Source organism: Arthrobacter sp. NPDC080031, assembly GCF_040702485.1.
Taxonomy (GTDB): domain Bacteria; phylum Actinomycetota; class Actinomycetes; order Actinomycetales; family Micrococcaceae; genus Arthrobacter.
Map to the genome: position 1 here is coordinate 23,995 of NZ_JBFBLA010000031.1, position 19,481 is coordinate 43,475.

The 19,481-nt window shown below is 63.7% G+C and carries 22 protein-coding genes; 14 read left to right on the top strand and 8 right to left on the bottom strand.

Annotated features, from left to right (window positions below; translation table 11 throughout):
- Positions 1–70: 70 nt before the first annotated feature.
- The 4 genes from AB0323_RS20625 (at position 71) to proC (ending at position 3,610) form a co-directional block, all read left to right on the top strand.
- Entirely contained in the window at positions 71–553 is a 483-nt protein-coding gene (locus tag AB0323_RS20625) for an SseB family protein (RefSeq protein ID WP_366178997.1), read from the top strand.
- Positions 554–624: 71 nt separating this feature from the next.
- Positions 625–1,689: a Ppx/GppA phosphatase family protein gene (locus tag AB0323_RS20630; protein WP_364540291.1), complete on the top strand. Its 1,065-nt coding sequence runs from the start codon at positions 625–627 to the stop codon at positions 1,687–1,689.
- A gap of 1 nt (position 1,690) precedes the next feature.
- On the top strand, positions 1,691–2,527 hold the full coding sequence (locus AB0323_RS20635) for a sugar phosphate isomerase/epimerase (RefSeq protein ID WP_059389509.1): 837 nt from the start codon (positions 1,691–1,693) through the stop codon (positions 2,525–2,527).
- Between the two features lie 252 nt (positions 2,528–2,779).
- Positions 2,780–3,610: a pyrroline-5-carboxylate reductase gene (gene proC / locus AB0323_RS20640; RefSeq protein ID WP_366178998.1), complete on the top strand. Its 831-nt coding sequence runs from the start codon at positions 2,780–2,782 to the stop codon at positions 3,608–3,610.
- 18 nt (positions 3,611–3,628) lie between these two features.
- Here proC and AB0323_RS20645 read toward each other — a convergent pair whose 3' ends face one another.
- Both AB0323_RS20645 and AB0323_RS20650 read right to left on the bottom strand, forming a co-directional pair.
- A complete protein-coding gene (locus tag AB0323_RS20645; RefSeq protein ID WP_059389511.1) occupies positions 3,629–4,315 on the bottom strand; it encodes a TrkA family potassium uptake protein in 687 nt (228 codons plus the stop codon).
- Positions 4,308–5,741, bottom strand: a complete 1,434-nt coding sequence (locus AB0323_RS20650; protein WP_366178999.1) for a potassium transporter TrkG — start codon at positions 5,739–5,741, stop codon at positions 4,308–4,310. Before AB0323_RS20650 ends, AB0323_RS20645 begins: the two co-directional genes overlap by 8 nt.
- Positions 5,742–5,853: 112 nt before the next feature.
- Here AB0323_RS20650 and AB0323_RS20655 point away from each other — a divergent pair, with 112 nt between their 5' ends.
- Complete coding sequence (locus AB0323_RS20655) at positions 5,854–7,065, top strand: acetoin utilization protein AcuC (RefSeq protein ID WP_364540282.1); 1,212 nt, start codon at positions 5,854–5,856, stop codon at positions 7,063–7,065.
- Positions 7,066–7,163: 98 nt separating this feature from the next.
- Positions 7,164–7,748, top strand: a complete 585-nt coding sequence (locus AB0323_RS20660; RefSeq protein WP_366179000.1) for a metalloregulator ArsR/SmtB family transcription factor — start codon at positions 7,164–7,166, stop codon at positions 7,746–7,748.
- A gap of 211 nt (positions 7,749–7,959) precedes the next feature.
- Here the strand turns inward: AB0323_RS20660 and AB0323_RS20665 are convergent, their stop codons facing one another.
- On the bottom strand, positions 7,960–9,264 hold the full coding sequence (locus tag AB0323_RS20665) for an alpha-hydroxy acid oxidase (protein ID WP_366179001.1): 1,305 nt from the start codon (positions 9,262–9,264) through the stop codon (positions 7,960–7,962).
- Positions 9,265–9,343: 79 nt separating this feature from the next.
- Between AB0323_RS20665 and AB0323_RS20670 the strand changes: the two genes are divergently transcribed.
- Positions 9,344–10,048, top strand: a complete 705-nt coding sequence (locus AB0323_RS20670) for an FCD domain-containing protein (protein WP_366179002.1) — start codon at positions 9,344–9,346, stop codon at positions 10,046–10,048.
- On the opposite strand, the gene AB0323_RS20675 is transcribed toward AB0323_RS20670, so the two are convergent.
- Positions 10,038–11,051: a LacI family DNA-binding transcriptional regulator gene (locus AB0323_RS20675; protein WP_366179003.1), complete on the bottom strand. Its 1,014-nt coding sequence runs from the start codon at positions 11,049–11,051 to the stop codon at positions 10,038–10,040. The genes AB0323_RS20670 and AB0323_RS20675 overlap by 11 nt on opposite strands.
- 323 nt (positions 11,052–11,374) lie before the next feature.
- On the opposite strand from AB0323_RS20675, the gene AB0323_RS20680 reads away from it, so the two are divergent.
- The 3 genes from AB0323_RS20680 (at position 11,375) to AB0323_RS20690 (ending at position 13,159) form a co-directional block, all read left to right on the top strand.
- A complete protein-coding gene (locus AB0323_RS20680) occupies positions 11,375–12,517 on the top strand; it encodes a 3-deoxy-7-phosphoheptulonate synthase (RefSeq protein WP_366179004.1) in 1,143 nt (380 codons plus the stop codon).
- A gap of 158 nt (positions 12,518–12,675) precedes the next feature.
- Positions 12,676–12,888, top strand: coding sequence for a helix-turn-helix domain-containing protein (locus tag AB0323_RS20685; RefSeq protein WP_059389516.1), 213 nt, complete (start codon positions 12,676–12,678; stop codon positions 12,886–12,888).
- A gap of 172 nt (positions 12,889–13,060) precedes the next feature.
- Positions 13,061–13,159, top strand: a complete 99-nt coding sequence (locus AB0323_RS20690) for an AURKAIP1/COX24 domain-containing protein (RefSeq protein WP_003792170.1) — start codon at positions 13,061–13,063, stop codon at positions 13,157–13,159.
- Between the two features lie 394 nt (positions 13,160–13,553).
- Here AB0323_RS20690 and AB0323_RS20695 read toward each other — a convergent pair whose 3' ends face one another.
- A complete protein-coding gene (locus tag AB0323_RS20695) occupies positions 13,554–14,372 on the bottom strand; it encodes an HAD-IB family hydrolase (protein ID WP_366179005.1) in 819 nt (272 codons plus the stop codon).
- Positions 14,373–14,449: 77 nt separating this feature from the next.
- Between AB0323_RS20695 and AB0323_RS20700 the strand changes: the two genes are divergently transcribed.
- Both AB0323_RS20700 and AB0323_RS20705 read left to right on the top strand, forming a co-directional pair.
- Positions 14,450–14,704: a glutaredoxin family protein gene (locus AB0323_RS20700; protein ID WP_234748772.1), complete on the top strand. Its 255-nt coding sequence runs from the start codon at positions 14,450–14,452 to the stop codon at positions 14,702–14,704.
- Between the two features lie 63 nt (positions 14,705–14,767).
- Positions 14,768–15,463 (top strand): redox-sensing transcriptional repressor Rex, encoded by a 696-nt coding sequence (locus tag AB0323_RS20705; protein ID WP_364542615.1) that lies wholly within the window; start codon positions 14,768–14,770, stop codon positions 15,461–15,463.
- A 94-nt stretch (positions 15,464–15,557) separates the two neighbouring features.
- Here AB0323_RS20705 and AB0323_RS20710 read toward each other — a convergent pair whose 3' ends face one another.
- The 3 genes from AB0323_RS20710 to AB0323_RS20720 form a co-directional block, all read right to left on the bottom strand.
- Positions 15,558–16,322, bottom strand: coding sequence for a hypothetical protein (locus tag AB0323_RS20710; RefSeq protein WP_366179006.1), 765 nt, complete (start codon positions 16,320–16,322; stop codon positions 15,558–15,560).
- 234 nt (positions 16,323–16,556) lie between these two features.
- On the bottom strand, positions 16,557–17,219 hold the full coding sequence (locus AB0323_RS20715) for a hypothetical protein (RefSeq protein WP_366179007.1): 663 nt from the start codon (positions 17,217–17,219) through the stop codon (positions 16,557–16,559).
- A 184-nt stretch (positions 17,220–17,403) separates the two neighbouring features.
- Positions 17,404–17,952 carry a YceI family protein gene (locus tag AB0323_RS20720; RefSeq protein WP_364542606.1) on the bottom strand — a complete coding sequence of 183 codons (549 nt, stop codon included), beginning with the start codon at positions 17,950–17,952 and terminating at the stop codon, positions 17,404–17,406.
- A 203-nt stretch (positions 17,953–18,155) separates the two neighbouring features.
- Between AB0323_RS20720 and AB0323_RS20725 the strand changes: the two genes are divergently transcribed.
- Together AB0323_RS20725 and AB0323_RS20730 are read left to right on the top strand one after the other, a co-directional pair.
- The gene (locus AB0323_RS20725) at positions 18,156–18,818 is read left to right on the top strand and encodes a histidine phosphatase family protein (RefSeq protein ID WP_366179008.1); all 663 of its coding nucleotides are present in this window, start codon (positions 18,156–18,158) and stop codon (positions 18,816–18,818) included.
- A gap of 113 nt (positions 18,819–18,931) precedes the next feature.
- Positions 18,932–19,471 (top strand): TlpA disulfide reductase family protein, encoded by a 540-nt coding sequence (locus tag AB0323_RS20730; protein WP_364542623.1) that lies wholly within the window; start codon positions 18,932–18,934, stop codon positions 19,469–19,471.
- Positions 19,472–19,481: the final 10 nt, after the last annotated feature.

A 19,481-nucleotide genomic window follows, 5' to 3' on the forward strand; every position in this document is an offset into this window, starting at 1 on the left:
GCGGACCGGGAGTGGGGACCGGGCGGACCGGGAATTGCTTCGAGCAGGGGAACCGTGATCGAGTGGAACCATGACAGATCAGCCTGCAGCCCCGGAATCCCTGCCTTTGAACGACCTCGAATCCAAGCTCGCAAAGGCCGGGCAACCCGACGCGAACCCGGTGGACGTCATCCTGGCCTTCCTGAACAACGAGGTCTACATCCTGAGCGCGGACTCCTTGGATAAGCCTGACGCCGCCGTGGAGCCACTTGTCCTCGCCAACTCGGAGGGCCAGCCTGTCCTCGCGGTGTTCAGCCATCCAAGCCGCGTGGAATCACACTTCCTCGAGGCCGCGCCCAACGTCCTGGGCACCCACGGTTCTGCGATCCTGGACAGCATCGGCGACGAGCTGGGCCTGGTGATCAACCCCGGCAGCGAGCACGGCTTCGAGATGGGCCCGGAAGGCATCGCCAACGTCCGCCGCGACTTCACCCGCGCCGAGCCGGCCGCCGAAGCTGCCTCCCCGACCGCAGGTGCGGCCGAAGAAGCAGACACCGACGGACCCCAAGACTAATTGACTAGCTGCCGGTACGAATCGGCGGTCGTACTTGCTTCACACGCTTCGAATCGGGGAATAATGGCAGAATGCGTCTTGGCGTCCTAGACATCGGTTCCAACACCGTCCATTTGCTTTTGGTGGACGCGCATCCGGGCGCACGCCCGGTCGCGTTTGCCTCCCACAAGCGACCACTTTCGCTGGTTCAGTTCCTGGACGCCGAAGGTAACATCAACGACGCCGGACAACACGAGTTGATCGAGTTCGTCCTCGAAGCGTGGGAGTTCGCGGCCCGCCACAAGGCCGAGGACCTCCTGGCTTTTTGTACTTCGGCCATCCGCGAAGCCACCAACGGCATCGAAGTCCTCGCCCGGGTGAAGCACGAAACCACCGTGACCCTGCAGGAACTGACCGGCAGCGAAGAGGCCTCCATGACGTTCTTCGCGGTGCGACGCTGGTACGGCTGGGGGGCCGGGCCGATCCTGGACCTGGACATCGGCGGAGGCTCCTTCGAAATGGCGTTCGGCCAGGACGAACTGCCCGAGCTGGCGGTGTCAGTACCGCTTGGCGCCAGCCGCTTGACCAGGGACTGGCTCCACAATGACCCGCCCACGGCCAAGAGCGTCAAAGAGCTGCGCAAGTACATCCGCCACACGCTCAAGCCCGTCGTGCGTGAGTTCAAGCAATTGGGCCGCGCCAACCTGGTGGCAGGAACCTCCAAGACCTTCCGTTCGCTCGCACGCATCGCAGGCGCGGCCCCCAGCGGAGCCGGCCCTTATGTCAAGCGCGAACTCCATGCCACGGACCTGGGACTCTGGGCGCAGCGGATTTCGGCCATGACCGTCGAGGACCGGCTGTACCTCCCGGGCGTCTCGGATGCGCGGGCAGCCCAGATCCTTGCGGGTGCCCTCGTGGCCGAGGCCGCATTGGAAATGTTCGAGTTTCCCAGCATGGAGATCTGCCCTTGGGCATTGCGCGAGGGATTGATCCTGCGCCGGCTCGACCAGCTGATCTTCGACGGCCCGCTTGCTCCGGCCCCGCATGTGGGGCTCGGAGGTACGGTACCGGTACGACGCCTGGGCGCCAACACCGAAACGGCCGCGCCCGCGGCAGTATCTACACCAATTCCCATCGCCGGGAGGCAGGCCAACTAACATGAGCACCGACGTCGAGCACTCCGAAGAAGACACGCCGAGGATCCCGGTGGCGCTATCGAGCGCTTCTGTCTATCCGCTCAGCGTCCATGACGCCTTTGCCGTGGCCCAGGACCTGGGGTACGACGGTGTCGAGGTGATGGTGACCAACAACGCCACCAGCCAGAACCCGGATGCCCTCATCCAGCTAAGCCATCGCTACGACCAGCAGATCGTCTCCATCCACGCGCCCACCCTGCTGCTGACCCAGCAGGTTTGGGGGCCGGCATGGAACAAGATCGAGATGTCCTGCCAGATGGCGCGCGAGGTCGGCTGCAACACCGTGGTGGTCCATCCGCCGTTCCGGTGGCAGTCGAACTATGCGGAGAACTTCGCTGCCGGCGTGCGCGAGATCGCCGCGATGTACCAAGTGCACATCGCGGTAGAGAACATGTATCCGTGGCGAGTGCGCGGCCGGGAGGCGCTCGCTTACCTCCCGCACTGGGATCCGATGGGGCAGGATTACGACGACGTCACCTGGGACTTCTCGCACGCGGCCACCGCGGGGGCAAACAGCCTTGAGGCGATACGGGCGCTCGGGAGCAAGCTGCGTCACGTCCACCTCACGGACGGTTCGGGCTCGGGCAAGGACGAACACTTGATCCCCGGTTACGGGACCCAACAGTGCGCCGAGGCGCTGCAGTATCTCGCGTCCAACGGATTCGAGGGCACGGTGGTTGCGGAGATCTCAACGCGCAAGGCCAAAGCTGCTGGTGAACGCGAGGAGTGGCTCGCCGAAACGCTGCGCTTCGCGCGCCAGCACTTGGGGGCGCCGCTCGTGGGAGCCTTCGAGATCTAGGTTCCTTAAACGAGAAAGCACCGGCGGCCGATACGGGAAAATGGGGGGAAACCCGTTCGACCACCGGTGCTTGTGGCGGACATCCCCATGCCCGCCTCATCACTCGCACCCTCAATGAGGTAACTACTAAGTTACGCAGCGATATTGGGTGCAGCCTGCAATAACCTTGGGAACTAGCTGGGAATCCTAGGCCCTCCGGAGAACCCCGCAACTGGTTCGGCAGCGGCGCAGCTGAACTGGCATTATGGAGCCATGAGCAACCGAATCGCATTCCTTGGCTGTGGGTCCATGAACGAGGCCATCCTGGGTGGCCTGTTGGCCGCCGGCACGGATCCCTCTGACGTCGTCGCCACGGTACGTCGAGCAGAACGCGCCGCCGAACTTGCTCAGCGCCACCATGTGATGACCATCGCCGGAGCCGAGGAACCAGACAACAACAAGCTGGCCACGAAGGGCGCTTCGGTTGTCATCCTGGGTGTCAAGCCTGTGGGCATTGCCGATCTCGCCCGGGAGATCTCGCCGTCGCTTGCCAAGAACACCATTGTGATCAGCGTTGCCGCAGCCGTGTCCATCGCCCAGCTGGAAGCTGCCCTGCCGGCTGGCCAGCCTGTCATTCGCACGATGCCCAACACGCCTGCCAAGCTCGGCCGCGGGGTGGTCTCAGTTTCGCCCGGAACCAACTGCACGCCCGAGCAGCTCCAGCAGGCCAAGGACATCCTCGCCGCCGCAGGCACCGTCGTGGAAATCCCCGAGGAACAGGTCGATGCGCTGTCCGCCATCAGCGGCTCGGGGCCGGCGTACGCGTTCTACCTTGCCGAAGCCATGGCGGCCGCCGGCGTCGAACTTGGCCTTGACCCTGAGCTCTCCCTCATGATTTCCCGCGAGACCGTGGCAGGCGCGGGTTTCATGCTTGCCGAACCTGGAGCCGACCCCACTGCGCTCCGCATCGCAGTGACCAGCCCCAACGGCACCACGGAACGCGCCATTGCGGCGTTCAACGAGGGCGGCCTACCCGCGATCATCGCCGACGGAGCCCGGGCCGCCGCGGCCCGGGCCGCGGAAATCACACAGCAGCTCGCCTAGCGTCGCCCCAAGGGTCAGTTACGGCCGCGCCGCGAACCGTTCCAGCAGGTCCACGTGCCCGGACACAATCAGCATGTCGCGGCCGGAGACCTTCGTGTCCGGCCGGGCGTAGGTGAAGTCCTCGCCCGGGGACTTCACCCCGACAATGGTCACGCCGTACTTGGAACGGACCTTGGACTCATCCAGCGTGAAGCCCACGGTTTCCTTGGGCGGGTACATTTTCACGATGGCAAAATCGTCGTCGAACTCGATGAAGTCCAGCATGCGGCCGGACACCAGGTGTGCCGCACGGACGCCGGCGTCGGCCTCGGGGTAGATGACATGGTTGGCGCCGATGCGCGTGAGGATCTTACCGTGCGAGGCCGTGATCGCTTTCACCCAAAGGTGTTCGATGCCCAGGTCCACGAGGTTCACCGTGATGAGCACCGAGGACTCGATTGACGTTCCCACACCCACCACGGCAGAGCTGAATTCCTGCGCGCCGAGTTGGCGGAGGGCATCGATGTTGGTGGCGTCCGCCTCGACTACGTGGGTCAGCACGGAAGCCCAATTCTGGACGAGCGTGCGGTCCCGCTCGATGGCCAGGACTTCGCGTCCCTGTTTGACGAGCTGCTCGGCGGTGGCTGCACCGAATCGGCCCAAGCCGATCACCAGGACGGGCGCGTTGTGCGCCGGCCGGTTGGGGGCGCCTGTTGAATTAGCCAATGATCGGCCTCTCTTCCGGATAATGGAATAGCTGCCTGCGCTGGCGGAGGGCCAGGGCGGAGGCAAGGGTTATGGTGCCGATGCGGCCGGCGAACATGAGGGCGGCGAGGACGTAGACCCCCGACGGCGGCAGTTCGGCGCTGAGGTTCGTGCTGAGTCCCACGGTTGCAAAGGCTGAAATGGTTTCGAAGAGCACCCGGTCCAGGCTGGCGCCGCTGATGGCCAGGAGCAAGAATGCGGATGCGCACACCAAGGTGGCACCGGCGACGATCACCGAGATGGCTACCCGCATGGTGCCTTCCGGGATCGTGCGGCCGTAGACCTTGACGTCGTCGTCGCCCCGGGCCTCAGCGACGATGGCGAGGAACATGACCGCTATGGTGGTCACCTTGATGCCGCCCGCCGTCGACGCCGAACCACCGCCGGCGAACATGAGCGCGTCAGACAACAGCCTGGTGGTTGAATCCATGTGGCCCTGGTCGACCAGGTTGAAGCCACCGGAGCGCGTCATGATCGAGGCGAAAATGGAATGCGTGATCTTGTCGCCGACGCTCATGTTGGCGATGGTGTTGGTGTTGTCCCACTCCATCAGGGCCCAGAGGGCTGCGCCGGCAACGAGGAGGATCAGGGAAACCTGGATGGTCAGCTTGGTGTGGAGGCTCCACTTCTTCCAATTGAAGCCATGCTGTCGGAGCACCAGCATCACCGGGAAGCCGAGGCTGCCGAGGAATACGCCAAGCATGAGAGGCACAAGAATCCACAGATCGGTCTCGTAGGGCACGATTCCGTCGGAATGGGGTGTGAAACCGGCATTGTTGAAGGACGAAATCGAGTAGAAGGTCCCGTGCCAGACGGCCTGCCAGAAGTCCTCGCCGAGTGTCAGGAACCGGGGAATCATCGCGATGGCCAGGACGGCCTCGATGGTCACGGAGGTCGAGATGACGATCCGCAACAATGTACCCACTTCGCCCAAGCGTCCGGCGTTGTTCATGGCCTCCTGGGCAATGAGTTTGCCCCTCACGCCCAGCCGTTTGCTGACCATGAGTGCCAGGAGGGATGCGAGTGTCAGGGTTCCCAATCCGCCCACGAAAATGCCCACGAGAATCACGAGCTGGCCGAAGAAGGTCCAGTGCGTCGCCGTCGACACAACCGTCAAGCCAGTGACGCAAACGCTGGAAACAGCGGTGAACAAGGCCTGGTGGATCGGAGTGACCGCACCGTCGGCCGATGCCGCCGGCAGGGAAAGCAGGCCGGTGAAGAAGAGAATCGCGAAGACGTACGCCGTGAGCGCCAATCGCGCCGGTGAGGAGTTGGCGATGTTGTCGATGAAGTCGCGGATACCCGTGAAAATCCACAGGCCTCCCCGCTCCGGCTGGACGGTTTGCCAGCTGGCCGGGTCTCGGGACCTCGACTGGCTCTGAGTCATGGCAGTGCTGTTCGCTTCTGGTCGATTGATTCTGCTTTCCTGAGTAGTAAACCACTAATCGCCCGCCGTAACGGGGCAGGTGCGTTCCCGCCGCTCGGGTAGCCTGTCATTGATGACTTCCTGGGCAGGCCTCCGTCCGTCCCCGCTGCCAACGACGGTGGCGTGGGATCCCGCCATGACCGCATACAATTTCGGTCCCTCGCATCCGATGGCCCCCGCGCGGCTGGAACTGACGGCCAGGCTCGCAGCGGCGCTCGGACTCTTCGAGTTGGAGCATGTGTCCGTCCAGGCGCCCGAGGTCGCGTCCGACGTCGAACTCCAGGCAGTGCACAGTGCCGAATATGTCGCCGCAGTGCGGCGTGCGAGCGAAGACCCGACGACGCCGGATCCCGAACGCGGGCTCGGCACCGAAGATGATCCCGCATTTGCCGGAATGCACGAAGCCAGCGCCCGGCTCGCCGGAGGGTCGTTGCTCGCGGCCGAGGCGATCCTGTCCGAGACGGCGGTCCGCGCCGTCAACTTCGGCGGCGGCATGCATCATGCCTCCCGTGGGCGTGCGAGCGGTTTCTGTATCTATAACGACGCCGCACTCGCCGTGCAGAGGCTGCTCGACGGCGGTGTCCGCCGGGTCGCGTACATCGACGTCGATGCCCACCACGGCGACGGCACCCAGAGCATCTTCTGGAACGACCCGAGGGTCCTGACGATTTCCTTGCACGAAAGCGGTCTCTCGCTGTTCCCCGGAACGGGATTCGCCAACGAGATCGGCGGCCAGGACGCACTCGGCACAGCCGTCAACGTGGCACTGCCTGCGTGGACGGGCGACGCCGGGTGGTTGCGCGCGTTCCATGCCGTGGTGCCGCAACTCGTGCAGGCGTTTGAACCGGAAGTCATCGTCAGCCAGCATGGCTGCGATTCCCACAAACTCGATCCCCTCACTCACCTCAACCTGAGTGTGGACGGCCAACGCGAGGCGGCCACCGCCGTCGCGGGCCTCGCCGCCAGGTTCTGCGAAAACCGTTGGATCGCCACCGGGGGAGGGGGGTACGACATCACGGGAGTGGTGCCACGCACATGGAGCCACTTGATAGGCATCGTGGCCCAACACCCCGTCCAGCTGACGGCTCCGGTCCCGGAGGCTTTCCGAAGCTACGTCCGGGAAAAGTACGGGGAAGCGGTACCGGAATTCATGGGCGACGGCGTCGACACCTGGTGGCGTTCGTGGGAGGTCGGGTACGATCCCGCGGATGCCGTGGACCGCACGATCATCGCCACCCGCAAGGAGATTTTCCCGCTCTACGGACTGGATCCCTGGTTCGACTGATGCGTGTTCGACCAGCCGGCGCAAGGCCGAGGGCAACGCCACGCGCATATGCGAAATAGTTGATGCCTTTTGGCGTATATGTCGCTAGGGTGGGAGGCATGGTGACTGACGACGTATTTGCCGTCATTGCTGAGGCAACCCGGCGTGACATTCTGGTTTCCCTCCGCTCTGGGGATAAGGCTGTGGGGGAACTGGTGGAGGAGCTCGCCGCGAGCCAGCCCACCATTTCGAAGCATTTGAAGGTACTCCGCGAGGCGGATCTCGTCAGCATGCGCGCACAGGGACAGAAACGCTATTACGCGTTGAACCCGAAGCCGCTCGCCGGGGTTGCCAGCTGGCTGGAGACGTTCGACGTCGGACCCGCCAAGGCTGCAGCAGAAGCCGCCACGCCGGCACGCAGCCCCCGCACACGTTCGGTTGGCCAGCCGGGTGCGGCGGGCCAGGAGGGTGCCGCGCGGACCCAGCCCGACGGCGAGCCGCTCGCTTCTCGGGCGAGCACCGACGTCGAGCGCGCGCCTGAAACCGTTTCGGCCTCCGGAGCTGTTGCCTCCGCTGCAGGAGCCGACGACACCAGGCCGCAGCAGATCGGCCGCACGGTTGGCCGTGCCGCCACCAAGGCTGCGGACCTCTTGGCGAACCTGCCGAACCTGCCCAACCTGCCGAAGTTCGGGCGGAAGAAGTAGCAGCAAACCGCGGTGATCCCGGTCAGGCCGTGATTGGCTCCTGGCCGATGTTTCCTGACCTGTAGGCCGCGGCCGATCGTTGTGCCGAAACCGCGGAGGAATATGGCGCGCCGGGCAATTCAATTATGTCCTATGCCCCAACTGACTGGCAGTAGGTGTCGTTTAGAGGGCTGAAAACGACACCTACTGCGAGTTACTTGGGCAGCCCGACCTAGCGCTGCAGGAGGCGCACGTGGTCCGGGTTCAGCTCCGAGATGTTGGTGACTCCGAGCAGGGCCATGGTGCGGGCCATGTCCTTCTCCAGGATCTGGATGGTGCGGTCCACGCCTGCCCGGCCGCCGGCCATGAGCCCATAGAGGTAGGCGCGGCCAATCAACGTGAAGTCGGCGCCGAGGGCCAAGGCCGCGACGATGTCGGCGCCGCTCATGATCCCCGTGTCCAGGATGATGGCTGCGTCGCTGTTGTCCGCTTTCAGTGCCGCGGAGATCTCCGGAACGAGGTGCAGCGGAATCGGTGCCCGGTCCAGTTGGCGCCCGCCGTGGTTGGAGACCACGACGCCGTCCGCGCCGTGGTCCACCACCTTGCGGGCGTCTTCCACCGTCTGGATGCCCTTGACTACAAGCTTGCCCTTCCAGGTTTCGCGCAGCCAGTCGAGGTCCTCGAAGGTCAGGGTGGGATCGAACATGGAGTTGATGAGCTCGGCCACGGTTCCCGTGTAGCGGGAGAGCGAGGCGAAGGTCAGCGGCTCGTGCGTCAGGAAGTTGAACCACCATGCGGGCCGGTAGGAGGCATCCAGGACCGTCTTCAGGGTGAGTGCCGGCGGAATGGTCATGCCGTTCCGGACGTCCCGCAGCCGGGCGCCCGCGACGGCGGTGTCCACCGTGACCATGAGGGTGTCGTTTCCTGCCTTGGCGGCGCGCTCGATCAGTTCCAGGGAACGGTCCCGATCGGTCCAGAGGTACAGCTGGAACCAGTTGCGGCCGTTCGGAGCCGCGGCGGCCACATCCTCGATGGACGCAGTGCCCATCGTGGAAAGGGTGTACGGAATGCCGGCTGCTTCGGCCGCCTGCGAGCCTGCGTACTCACCCTCGGACTGCATCATGCGGGTGAATCCCGTAGGAGCGATGCCGAACGGAAGCCGGGATTCCTTGCCCAGGATCCCGGTCTTGAGGTCGATGCTGGAGACGTCGCGCAGGATTCCGGGCCGGAACTCGATGTCCTGGAACGCCTGGCGGGCCCGGCGAAGCGTGATTTCCGCCTCCGCTGCACCGTCCGTGTAGTCGAACGGTGCCTGGGGAGTGCGTCGCTTGGCCATGTCCCGCAGTTCCCAAACGGTGGATGCGCGGCGCAGCTTCGCCGCGTTGCTGAACTCGGGCTTCTTGAATTTCATGAGCGGCGCCAGGTCGGCGTATTTGGGTACCCGGCGCTTGAGCGCTGCGGGGCGCCCGACGGCGGCGAAGGCGTTCGCGGGCGCCTCAAGGGAAGGGGCGTTGCTCGGCTGGACGGTCTGCGTCATGGTGCTGTCTCCAGTGTGCTGGTGTGGTTAGACCACACTCTATGCCATGTGGTCCGACCACATCAACTACTATTTATCCATGCGAACGCACGAGCTCGTCCTGAGTTGGATCGAAAAGCAATTGTCCGAGGGACGATTGGTGCTTGGTGGACGGCTTCCCGCTGAGCGTGCGCTGGCCGAGCAGTTGGAAGTCTCGCGGACGTCGGTCCGCGAAGCCATCCGGATCCTGGAAGCCATGGGCGTGGTGCGGGCAGGTGTCGGCTCCGGCAAGGATGCCGGGACTGTGGTCATCGCGGAACCGGCCACGGCCCTAGGCTCCGCGCTCCGCCTCCATGTGGCCACGCAGCATTTGCCGATCGCCGACATCGTGGAAACGCGGGTCCTGCTCGAATCATGGGCGGTGTCCCGCGCCAAGGCCGACGCCCCCGAACTCGGGGAAGCAGCGAGGCTCCTGGACGAAATGGAGGCGAGTTCCGCCGTCGACGACTTCCTCGCGCTGGACGTCGCCTTCCACCTGGCGCTGGCGGAAGCCGCCGGAAATGCGGTGGTGAGCACCATCATGGGATCGCTCCGGGAAGCGATTGAGGGTTACGCCGCGGCGCTCACGGCAAACCTGCCGGATTGGGATAGCACCGTGCGGCGCCTGCGGTCCGAGCACCGCGCCATTTTGGCGGCGGTGAACGACGCCGACGGCGGACAGGCAGCGACCCTCGTTGCCGCACACATACTGGGGTACTACCGGGAGGCAGGGCTGGGGCAGATCCCTGCGGAACCTAGGCCTTGACGGGTCCGGTGCTGCCCCTGAGTTCAATCCGCGGCGGGAAGTAGTTCGTGGGGGAGGCGGCGTCGTTGGTCTGGATCTGCTCCCGCATGCGGCGCCACGCAAGGTCCCCGAGGTCGGAGATCGGCACGGCTGCGGTGGTCAGCGGAGGCATGGTGTACCGGGCGAAGGGCATGTCATCGAAACCCGTGAGCGACAAGTCTTCCGGCACGCGGATCCCGCGCTGGCTTAGTCCGCTCAAGAGGCCCATCGCCGCGACGTCGTTGAAGACGAGTATCCCTGTGGCACCGCATGAGGCGACCGCATCGCTTGACTCGAACCCGGCGTCGAACGTGTTGCCTCCGGGAATGAACTGCAATTCGATGTTCGGGAATTCGGCCGTGAACTTCTCAAGCCCGCGCAGGCGCTGCACGTTGGACCCGCTGCGGTCCGGTCCCGTCAGGTAGGCCAGTTTGCGATGGCCCAGCTCCACCAGATGGGCGGCGAGCTCCTGGATGCCTTGGCCGTAGTCCACCACGAGGCTGGGAGTCGGCACCGACTCGGTGGTCCGGTTGATGAGGACGAGCGGATAGAGCGTGGGGGCGAGTTCCTCCAGTTCCGCGTCGCTCATGCGGGGGGCGCAAAGAACGACGCCGTCGCATCGCCTCCGCGCTTCCCCGGCCAGGATCGCTTCTTCGCTGGAGACCTCGGAGGAGTCCGCGATCAACACGCGGTAGCCGTCGCGGGCCGCGGCAATACTGAGTCCGCGGAGAATGGCCTGGAACGTGGGGTTGGACAGGTCCGGCACCACGATTCCGATAGTGTCGGTTTTCCCCAGGGCCAGGCTGCGGCCCACCGGGTTCGGCTTGTACTTCAGCTCCAAGGCGGCAGCCCGCACGCGAGCAGCAATGTCCGCGTCCACGGTTGTATTTCCGTTCATGACGCGGGAAACCGTGGCATGCGAAACACCGGCCATGGATGCCACATCTGCGATGCCCACCCGCCGGGTGTTCCTTCTGCCTGGCATGGTTTCCTTCCTTGAGTTGCGGCCGTCCTGCTCCAACGCGGCGCCAACAATTGTTCTGAGGTGAAGTTTATAGTGCGTGGGGAAACGGTTTCCCTTGATGTCGTTGCATTTCGATTTGCGGGCATCCGGAGCCTGACGCTATGGTCTGGCTATGACTAACCGTTGGTATGCGTATTTTTCGTTGGCTCTGGAGGGGCCCGCGTCTAACTGACACGCATCCAACTTTCCTTCAGAGCCAGCAGGGCAGAGATCATTCTCTGCCCTTCGCCATTTCCAGGCGGGCTCTGAGTAGGGTCCGCACCTTTTCGGAACAGGACCCTTTCATGACCAGCATCGCCGCAGAGCCCACCACACATAACGTCGACGTCGAGGATGCCGGCGCCCAGTCGACGTCGAACCTTCGCGTCAGCCGGTTCGAGCCGCTCCCCACGCCGCAGGAAATCAGCGCCGAATTGCCGCTCGACGCGAGGTCCGCCGCCGTCGTCGAGCGCGGGCGTGATGGGGTCCGCGCCATCATGGACGGCGTGGACGATCGCCTTCTGGTGATCGTGGGCCCGTGCTCCATCCACGATCCGAAGGCCGGCCTGGAATACGCACGCAGGCTGGTCAGCCAGGCGGAGAAGCACAAGGAAGACCTTCTGATCGTCATGCGGGCGTACTTCGAGAAGCCGCGCACCACGGTGGGCTGGAAGGGCCTCATCAACGATCCCCACCTCGACGGCAGCCATGACATCGCGGCCGGGCTCCGTGCGTCGCGTGGATTCCTGCAGCAAGTCACGGGACTCGGCTTGCCGACGGCCACCGAGTTCCTGGAGCCCATCAGTCCGCAATACATGGCCGACCTCGTGGCGTGGGGCGCCATCGGTGCACGGACCACCGAAAGCCAGATCCACCGTCAGCTCGCCTCCGGCCTGTCCATGCCGATTGGCTTCAAGAACGGGACCGACGGCGACCTCCAGGTAGCGATCGATGCCTGCGGTGCCTCTGCCGCACCCCAGGCGTTCCTGGGGATCGACGGCGATGGCCGCGCCGCCCTGGTGGCGACTTCGGGCAACCCGGACACGCACGTGATCCTGCGCGGTGGCCGCAAGGGTCCTAACTACGCCGCCGACCAGGTTGCTGCCGCCTCGGAGAAGCTTGGGGCGAAGGGGCTGAATCCGCGGCTGATCGTTGACGCGAGCCATGCCAACAGCGGTAAGAGCCACCATCGCCAGGCCGAAGTCGCCTTGGAAATCGGTGCGCAATTGGAAGACGACGTTGATTCGCCGATCGCCGGAGTCATGCTGGAGAGCTTCCTTGTCGGCGGGGCGCAGAACCTGGATGTGGAGCGGCAGTCGGCTGGCGAGCAGGAGCTGGTGTACGGCCAGAGCGTCACCGACGCGTGCATGGAATGGGACGTCACGGTGTCGGTCCTGAACCAGTTGGCAGCCTCGGCCCGCAAGCGTCGGATCGCCGCCTCCAGCTAAAGGAAACGTAGCCTCCACTTCGCCGAAAGACTTTCACTTTGGTACCAGCAGCCTCTAGAGTATCTAGCACATGGTTGTTTGATGGCTCAGCATCGGCACACCAGGTAATGAATGCTGGGGTTCGCCGCTAACCGCTGAGAGCAAAGGAATATGGAGAAATGTCCGCAGAGACTAACTTCTCGAACGCGCGTTTCATGACAGTGGCTGAAGTTGCCGAAGTCCTCCGGGTTTCCAAAATGACCGTGTACCGTCTGGTCCACTCGGGAGAATTGCCGGCCGTCCGATTTGGACGATCATTCCGTGTCCCCGAAGATGCAGTGAGCCAGTACCTCAAGGGCGCGGTCGTCGACGGACACTCGGAGACGGCTTGAGTCTAGCTTGGTCCCCAAAGGGCCGGCGGTCATTGGGTGCCCCCGATAGGCGGTACCCTGTTAAGGAACGTTTTACGTCATTGTAAGAATCTGTCAGTTGTAAAGTCTGTTGCTCAGTTCAAGGACCTCACCCAGCAGACAGAGTCTCAATCTAGTTTGGTTAGGAACTTACGTGGGTTCAGTTATTAAGAAGCGCCGCAAGCGTATGGCAAAGAAGAAGCACCGCAAACTGCTTCGTAAGACCCGCCACCAGCGTCGCAATAAGAAGTAGAGATACTTCCTACAGCGTGAATGCCCGTTGCCTCCCGAGGCGGCGGGCATTTTTGCGTCATCCCCCGGAGACGCTCGCTCAGGTATGTGGTCGTTTTGGGGACGCTCGCTCACGTATGTGGGTCGTTTCGACGACGCTCGCTCACGTATGGGCCATATGCCGGGGGACCACCTTCATCTCGAGCGCGGGGATGGATCTCGAGGCTTTCGTCATAAGTGAGCGAGGGTCGCTGGTGGGGCGGCTATAGGTGAGCGAGCGTCGCCGGTGGGGCGGCTATAGGTGAGCGAGCGTCGCCGGTGGGGCGGCTATAGGTGAGCGAGCGTTGCTGGTGGGGCGGCTATAGGTGAGCGAGCGTCGCTGGTGGGGCGGCTATAGGTGAGCGAGGGTTGCCTGCTCAGGCCCTCGGGCTGCGGAACTTGGAGAAACCCCGCCATAAACCGTAGACGGCGCCACCGACTGTCGCGGCCTTGAGGCCGAGCGTGGCTGCCCGGCGGCCGGAACGGAAGTCGTAAACGGGCCAGTTGTTTTCCCGCGCATGGCGGCGAAGCCCGGCGTCGGGGTTGATGCACACCGGGTGGCCCACCAAAGTGAGCAGCGGGATGTCGTTATGTGAATCGCTGTATGCCCAGCAGCGCTTCAGGTCCAGGCCTTCTTCGTCCGCTACGCGCTGCACCGCCACGGCCTTGGCTGGCCCGTGGAGGATCTCGCCCACCAGCCGGCCAGTGTAGGCGCCGTCCGCAACTTCGCCCACGGTGCCCAAAGCGCCCGTCAGGCCTAGCCGTGTGGAAATGACGGTGGCGACTTCGATGGGCGTGGCGGTCACGAGCCAGACCTTCCGGCCGACACGAAGGTGCTGCTCTGCCAGGGCCTTGGTACCGGGCCAGATCCGCGACTCGATCATCTCGTCGTAGACTTCTTCGCCCAACTCCTTGATATCGGACACCTTGATACCGGCAGCGAGGATCAGCGCGGAATCCCGGACGGAGTGGACATCCTCCATTTTTTCGCCGCGCAGGACGAACTTGAACTGCTTCCAGGCAAATCCAGCGGCTTGGGAGAGCGTGAAGGCCTTGCGTTCATACATCTTCCGGGCGACGTGGAAGAGGCTGGCACCCTTCATCAGGGTGTTGTCGACGTCGAAGAATGCGGCTTCGCCGTGTTGCTGCGTTGCAGCCGGCGCGGTGGCCACAACGGCGTTCTTCTCGACGGGCATGCCTTGAGTCTAGTCAATCGCCCGGCCCCCTGCCGTTCGCGACGGCTGTACCGACGCTAAAGCGATACCGTTGAAGCATGCCAAATCCCGACGTCGTACTCCTCACCAAAGCTGACTGCCACCTTTGCGCCGCGGCGCGTGACGCCGTCGAACGCGTGACTTCAAGCCTTGGCCTCACGTGGACTGAACAGTCGATCGACACCGACCCGGTACTGCGCGAGCGCTACGCCGAGGAGATCCCGGTGGTGTTCGTGGACGGAATCCAGCGGGATTTCTGGAAAATCGACGAGGCACGATTGGTGCGGGTGCTGAAGAAGGCCATCGCCGCCTGAACATGCGTGCAGAGCTTTGTTGGCAATAGAGTGGGAAAACAAAGCGACGCAATGGAGAAGAACGTGACTGCGCTGGAACCGTCCGCCGAAGCCGTACACGGGGACAAGGACTCTGCCGCGAAGCAGATACCGCCCGCGGCTGTGGCCCGGATGACGCTTTACCTGCGCGCTCTGAACTCCCTGCTGGGCGAAGGCGTGGAACGGGTTTCCTCCGAGGCATTGGCCGAGGCATCGGGAGTCAGTTCATCCACTTTGCGCAAAGACCTCTCCTACGTCGGCTCCTATGGAACGCGTGGCGTGGGATACGAGGTCCAGTACCTGAGCCGGCACATCGCGGCGGCGCTTGGCCTGACCCACGACTGGAAAGTGGCCATTGTGGGCGCCGGAAACCTTGGCAAAGCCTTGGCACGGTACGGAGGATTCGAATCGCGCGGTTTCGACGTGGTGGCGATCCTCGACGCCGATCCCATGGTCATCGGGAACGAAGTCGGCTGGCTGCGGGTCAGCGACGTCGCCAATCTTGAAACGGTCCTTCAGCGGACCGGCACCAACATGGTTGTCCTCGCCCTCCCGGCTGCAGTGGCACAGGATGTCTGCGACCGCGTGATCAGCGCGGGTATCCGCAGCATCCTCAGCTTTGCTCCTGTGCTGTTGCAGGTTCCGCCGTATGTGAACCTGCGCAAGGTGGACATGGCCACTGAGCTTCAAATCCTGGCGTATCACGCACAACGGGCGCAGACTCCGCGCCAGGCCCTCTAGGCCAAGCCGGGTCTGCGCCCGTTGGTGGATTTGCTTTCAGCTATTGGCCCTGCAGCCATGCGCCGTCTGGTTTTGCGGCCGTAATGCGCTGTCCTTAGCGGCCGTAAGGCGCCTGGCCGTAGGGGTTCGCGAATGGCTGGGCTTTCCGGAAATACGGCGCCGAGGCCGGCAAGTACAGCAGCACGATCGCGGCGATGCCCAAGAGGATGGTGATGGTGCCCATGCCGATCTGGGTCAGGCCCAGCAAGGAAATTGCGGCAAAGACCGTGCCCAGGATGCGGGCCCAGTTCTTCCCCTTGCGGACATTGAACGCGACCAGTGCGTAGAGCCCGGCAAAGATCACCGAGAAGATAACCAGGCCGGTCACCAAAATGTTGATGAAGCTGGTGGTGTCTATGCCAGATGCGTTGGCACCCTGCCCCGCCAATGCCTGATCCATCATGCTCTTGCCCGCGGGAGAGTTCAGCGTAGCGATGGTGAACGGAATACCGATCAAGGTCAGCAAACCGGCTGCAAGCATGAGCCAGAAGGAGATGTTGACCAGCTGCGGGACTCCGGATGTCGCGGCGGGCTGCTGGCTCGGCCAAGTGACCGGTCCGCCCTGGCCGTACTGCGGGACGGAAGGCTGGCCGTACTGCGGCTGCTGAGGTGCCTGCTGGCCGTACTGGGGAGCCTGCTGCCCGTACTGGGGTGCGGAAGGCTGCCCGTACTGGGGTGCGGAAGGCTGCCCGTACTGGGGAGCGGAAGGCTGCCCGTAAGGCGGCTGCTGCCCATACTGCGGAGCTTGCTGGCCGTATTTCGGCTCCTCAGGGGCGGGATTCTCGCCGGGAGTGGACGGCGGGTAGGGAGGGGTGCTCATGGCATTCCTTTGCGTGTCGACTGCAGATACGGCTGCCGGGTGCGACGTACCCTGCCCCCAGCTCGGCTTAATTCCACCGTACCCCGACGGCGCAGTGCTGGTGCTGATTCACGGGAAGAATTCTCGCTAAACAAGCTTCGGCGGATCTCCCGTGAACAGTGCGAAGACAAAGGGAAGGCCGCGGGGCCCTCCAGGGACTTGCCGCGGCCTTCAGCTATGTGTGCTGCGTTGTCGCTATACGAAGTGCTTCCTGGACTCCGGAAGCCACATCAAGACCGCAGCCGCGACCGCGACCGCCGAACCAATGAAGTTGAGGTTAAGGGTAGCCACCTGGACCAGCAGGGAAATTACCGCAAAGGCGCCCAGGATGGTTAGGACAAGTCGCGCCCAGCGGGAGCCCTCTTTGAGCCGAATGGCAATGAAGATGTAGAGGGCTGCGAACACGAGGCTGAAAATCAGGCCCACAATGCCGGGGCCCACCATCATCTCGCCGAAGAGGCCCCGCAGCGTGAAGATGTTGATGAAGCTGGCAACGATACCCAAGGCGGCAGCCGCGACCCACAACCAGTAGGAGATGGTCAGCTGCTGCGGCACTCCGGTGGTGTCCCGAAAGCGCTGCGCGATGTTGTTGAAGTCGAGTCCAAAAGTGTTCCGCGCCGGGGCCGCGTAGCCGAGGCCTGCGGGTGGGGCGGTATTCGGGCCCGCTGGCATGCCGTAGGCGGGTTGCCCCGGTTGCTGGTATCCGGGGGCGGGCTGCTGGTAGGAGGGAGGAGCTTGGTAAGAAGGAGGTGCTTGGTATCCCTGCGGAGTCTGGTAACCCGCAGGAGGGACATTGCCGGGCTGCGGTGGCTGGGCTCCGGGCTGCTGAGGCTGAGGAGCTTCGTTTGGGTTACTCATGGCATCACTTTAGACCTGAGGTTTAAGGATTCATAGGAAATTCTTGGCTAATTCGCCGCTAAATATCGGCTTTACGCCGAACAATAGGCGGGTGATACCGCAAGCAAAGAAATGGCGCCCCCGGGGCTGCACACGGAATCGCGTGCAGCCCCGGAGGCGCCATTCAGTCCGGGAATCCGGCGGATTAGGCGGCAGGTGCGATGAAAGCCAGTTCGAGGTTGATGGCAACCTTGTCGCTGACCAGCACGCCGCCGGCCTCGAGTACTGCGTTCCAGGTCAGGCCGAAGTCCTTGCGGCTGATGGTGGTCTCACCCGAGACGCCTGCGCGGGTGTTGCCGAAGGGGTCGACAGCCACGCCGTTGAACTCGGTCTCGATGGTCACCTCTTTGGAAACGCCCTTGATGGTCAAATCGCCCACGACGTCGAAGCCGTCGCCGTTGGCCTTGACGTGGCGCGAGACAAATGTGATTTCCGGGAACTTCTCCACATCGAAGAAGTCCTCGCCCTTGACGTGGCCGTCGCGGTTGGCATCGCCCGAGTCGAAGCTGGCGGTCTGGATGGTTGCGGCGACCTTGGAGTCGGTCAGGCCGCTGCCGAGTTCAAGGGTGGCCTCGGCCTCGGTGAACTGGCCGCGGACCTTGCTGATGCCTGCGTGGCGGACGGTAAAGCCGATCTCGCTGTGGGAGTTGTCGAGGGTCCAGACGCCGGTGGTGACGTTTGCGGGAAGGGTCATGGGGTTCTCCTTGGGAAGGTGTGATCGTAGCTTCATCGGGCGTTCGGCCGCACTTAGTTGAAGTGTCAACCGAACCTTGTGTCAAGTATAAACATGCAAATGCATCTTTTATTCCACCTTCAGGGAACATTCTGAAGAAACTTTCAGTTCTACGAAACGTAGAAGATTTCAGATCGCCCGCCTTCTTTGAGAAACTGGTAAACATGCCCCAAGCAACTGTCCATCTGCTCCGCCATGGCGAGGTCTACAATCCCGACGGGATTCTGTACGGCAGACTGCCCGAATTCCACCTCTCCGAACGCGGCCGCGAGATGGCCAAGATGCTCGCGGACCACTTTGCTGCCCGCGTCGCGCAGGGGGCGAACATCGTCCACCTCGTCTCCTCACCATTGACCCGCGCCCAGGAAACCGCCCTGCCCATTTCCGACGCGTTGGACCTCCCGATCCACACGGAACCGAGGATCATCGAAGCAGAGAACCACTTCGAAGGGCTCAAGGCCAACATCGCCGAATTCATCAAGCCCAAGCACTGGGTCGAGTACCGCAACCCGCTTCGTCCGTCCTGGGGTGAGTCCTACCAGGACCAGGTCACCCGCATGCGTGCCGCCGTCGAGGATGCCCGGCTGAAAGCGATCGAACTCGGCGGCGATGGCGCCGAAGCCATTCTCGTCAGCCACCAGCTCCCCATCTACGCCACGCGCCTTAGCGCCGAGGGCCGGCCGCTGTGGCACGACCCGCGCAAGCGCGAGTGCACTCTGACGTCCCTGACTTCGCTGGTGTTCGACGACGGCAAGGTTGCGCGGGTGCGGTACAGCGAACCCGCCGCCGCGTTGCTTCCCGGTGCCGCGAAGACCCCCGGAGCATGACAATGGAACGCAACACCACCGGCCGCAAGACCACCGGCCAGAAGATCAATGCCGCCTTGACTTCGCGGCGCAGCTTCCTCGCCGTCGGGGGAGTCGCACTCTCTGCATTGACCATGGGCCTGTCCGCCTGTGCCCAGGAAGACGCCTTGGCCCAGCAGGCCAAAGCCGGCGACAACAAGAACTACGTCGCCGGAGACGGCTCGGTGACTGAATTCGCCAAAGCGGACCGCAAGGCCGCCGTCGGGATCAAAGGCACTTTGTTCGACGGAACTGCGGTGACCCCGCAGGACCTGCTCGGCAAGGTGACCGTCCTCAACTTCTGGTTCGCCGCGTGTGCGCCGTGCCGGGTTGAAGCGCCGATTCTTGAGGAACTGCACCAGGAGTTCAAGAGCAAGGGTGTCCAGTTCTACGGCGTGAACCTCCGGGACGAGAAGGCAACGGCGGACGCGTTCGACAAGACGTTCAACCTCACGTACCCCAGCTTCAACGACAAAGACGGCGCCGTGCTGCTGTCTGTCTCCGGCATTGTGCCTCCGGGTGCGGTGCCGACCACGCTGGTGCTGGACAAGGAAGGCAGGGTTGCCGCCCGCGTCCTGGGCGAGATCGAGAAGAGCACTCTCAAGGCACTCATTACCACCGCGGTTGCCGAGTAGGTGGCCCCGA

Bases quoted from the DNA above. Each gene is read 5' to 3' on its own strand.
- AB0323_RS20625 (WP_366178997.1), top strand. From the start codon at position 71: ATGACAGATCAGCCTGCAGCCCCGGAATCCCTGCCTTTGAACGACCTC.
- AB0323_RS20630 (WP_364540291.1), top strand. From the start codon at position 625: ATGCGTCTTGGCGTCCTAGACATCGGTTCCAACACCGTCCATTTGCTT.
- AB0323_RS20635 (WP_059389509.1), top strand. From the start codon at position 1,691: ATGAGCACCGACGTCGAGCACTCCGAAGAAGACACGCCGAGGATCCCG.
- proC (WP_366178998.1), top strand. From the start codon at position 2,780: ATGAGCAACCGAATCGCATTCCTTGGCTGTGGGTCCATGAACGAGGCC.
- AB0323_RS20650 (WP_366178999.1), bottom strand. From the start codon at position 5,741: ATGACTCAGAGCCAGTCGAGGTCCCGAGACCCGGCCAGCTGGCAAACC.
- AB0323_RS20655 (WP_364540282.1), top strand. From the start codon at position 5,854: ATGACTTCCTGGGCAGGCCTCCGTCCGTCCCCGCTGCCAACGACGGTG.
- AB0323_RS20660 (WP_366179000.1), top strand. From the start codon at position 7,164: ATGGTGACTGACGACGTATTTGCCGTCATTGCTGAGGCAACCCGGCGT.
- AB0323_RS20665 (WP_366179001.1), bottom strand. From the start codon at position 9,264: ATGACGCAGACCGTCCAGCCGAGCAACGCCCCTTCCCTTGAGGCGCCC.
- AB0323_RS20670 (WP_366179002.1), top strand. From the start codon at position 9,344: ATGCGAACGCACGAGCTCGTCCTGAGTTGGATCGAAAAGCAATTGTCC.
- AB0323_RS20675 (WP_366179003.1), bottom strand. From the start codon at position 11,051: ATGCCAGGCAGAAGGAACACCCGGCGGGTGGGCATCGCAGATGTGGCA.
- AB0323_RS20680 (WP_366179004.1), top strand. From the start codon at position 11,375: ATGACCAGCATCGCCGCAGAGCCCACCACACATAACGTCGACGTCGAG.
- AB0323_RS20685 (WP_059389516.1), top strand. From the start codon at position 12,676: ATGTCCGCAGAGACTAACTTCTCGAACGCGCGTTTCATGACAGTGGCT.
- AB0323_RS20695 (WP_366179005.1), bottom strand. From the start codon at position 14,372: ATGCCCGTCGAGAAGAACGCCGTTGTGGCCACCGCGCCGGCTGCAACG.
- AB0323_RS20700 (WP_234748772.1), top strand. From the start codon at position 14,450: ATGCCAAATCCCGACGTCGTACTCCTCACCAAAGCTGACTGCCACCTT.
- AB0323_RS20710 (WP_366179006.1), bottom strand. From the start codon at position 16,322: ATGAGCACCCCTCCCTACCCGCCGTCCACTCCCGGCGAGAATCCCGCC.
- AB0323_RS20715 (WP_366179007.1), bottom strand. From the start codon at position 17,219: ATGAGTAACCCAAACGAAGCTCCTCAGCCTCAGCAGCCCGGAGCCCAG.
- AB0323_RS20720 (WP_364542606.1), bottom strand. From the start codon at position 17,952: ATGACCCTTCCCGCAAACGTCACCACCGGCGTCTGGACCCTCGACAAC.
- AB0323_RS20725 (WP_366179008.1), top strand. From the start codon at position 18,156: ATGCCCCAAGCAACTGTCCATCTGCTCCGCCATGGCGAGGTCTACAAT.
- AB0323_RS20730 (WP_364542623.1), top strand. From the start codon at position 18,932: ATGGGCCTGTCCGCCTGTGCCCAGGAAGACGCCTTGGCCCAGCAGGCC.